Origin of the sequence: Flavobacterium sp. FlaQc-52 (genome assembly GCF_044007495.1) — a bacterium.
In the GTDB taxonomy this organism is placed as follows: Bacteria; Bacteroidota; Bacteroidia; order Flavobacteriales; family Flavobacteriaceae; genus Flavobacterium; species Flavobacterium cupriresistens.
Genome location: NZ_JBIPCV010000027.1, coordinates 1 through 1,645 on the forward strand (window position 1 = coordinate 1; position 1,645 = coordinate 1,645).

1 rRNA gene is annotated in these 1,645 nt (G+C 31.4%); it reads right to left on the bottom strand.

The annotated features are described in order from the left end of the window. Positions 1-1,527: 1,527 nt before the first annotated feature. Positions 1,528-1,637, bottom strand: a 5S ribosomal RNA gene (gene rrf, locus ACHRV5_RS22250). Positions 1,638-1,645 lie beyond the last annotated feature (8 nt).

A 1,645-nucleotide genomic window follows, 5' to 3' on the forward strand; every position in this document is an offset into this window, starting at 1 on the left:
AAACTTTTCTAAAAAATTAATCCTCTTTTCTTGTCAGTCTATCAGGGAACGTCTGCGTCGTTGCGGGTGCAAAAGTAGTCCCTTTATTCGCTTTTACAAGCTTTTTACTTTGCTTTTTTTGCCTTTTTTTCAATCTTTTTCTTAACTTACTGGTAATGGTGTTTTTACAAAACTTGACTTTTTGTTGTCTTTAGGAATTTTCTTTCTTTTACTGTAGTTTTTACATTACAGCAACTTAATCCTGCATATTTTCAAAGAGTTTTCTACTTCTCTACTGCTTTTTTAAGATTCCTTTACCAGGTCTATTTCTTAATTTTTACCGTCTTTTGATTTTTTTTCTGCTCATACAGAGTTTTAGCATTCAAAAAAAACTTCCAATCCTATCCCTTCACAAACTGTTTTGGCTTTAATAAGCAAAAATAAAAACAAAGACCAAACAAAAAATTAAGTTATTGCGTCTTTTTTCCAATACCACAGCTTTAATAAATAAGTAAGACATTTTCAAAAATTAAGACCTTAATTAAAAATCGACCTTTTCAGCAATGAATTCTATTTTATCTTTCAAATTCCTATCTTTTCAATACCTCTTTTTTCACAACCAACTTCCTTTTACAAAACTCTAGTAAAAGCTCATACAAATCAGCTTTTTTTACCTATAACTTTAAATTTGTAAAATCACCTGCCCTTACCTAGTCTTCAACCTAGACAACATCTTATAAAAAGACACAATTGAAGACAATAAGTCATCAAACCCAATTAAAGCTTTTTTTTTATAAAAATATTATCTTTTAAAAATTAAGATTTCAGATCAAATTCAAAAGAAGTGGAGTCTTGTGAAAATTTAGACAAACTGCTCTAATTAGCACTCTAATTTCTTTCTTTGAAACTGACATAGTTTTTATTTTAAATAATACTATTTCTCAATATATAGTTTAACACCTCTTTGCAGCTTCCCTTTTTACAACATCAATTTATCAAGTCTATTTCTTGTAATTCTGTTTTTTTTTCAACAAAAGATAAATCTTCATTTTCTTATCTTGTTTTATAGAGTTTCTTGCTGAGATTTACTTCGCCTATTCGCTTTCGTTCGGATTTCCTAGACCGAAAGGACAAACGTGATGCATATTCTACAAACAAACTAAATTTTCACATCCAATTCTTTAGCACTTCATTCCTTTTGAACTTGACCCCGGAGTTCTTTCAAAGATTGAAATTAGATTTTTACTCGGCTCAAAGTTTAAGCTTGTCAAGTTTCCTTCGACTTCGCTCAGGAAGACATATGGCAAAAGAATGTAAAGTAAAAGAAATAAGAATAAAACCAGGGATCTTACAATGAATCAAATTCAAAAGTTGTAAAATTCTCATCTGTACTGTTTTTTTTAACCGCAAAGTTCGTTAGGGGTTTACATAAAGGACGCGAAAGTAAAACTAAACTGAACTTACATCACTTATATGGTTTAAAAAAGAAAACAACCAAAAAGTATATAAAACAAAAAACCCTATCCGATTTGGACAGGGTTTTAAAAAGAAAGGCGACGACATACTCTCCCACATAACTGCAGTACCATCTGCGCAGGCGGGCTTAACTACTCTGTTCGGGATGGGAAGAGGTGAGCCCCGCCGCAATAACCACCTTAAGGTCGTT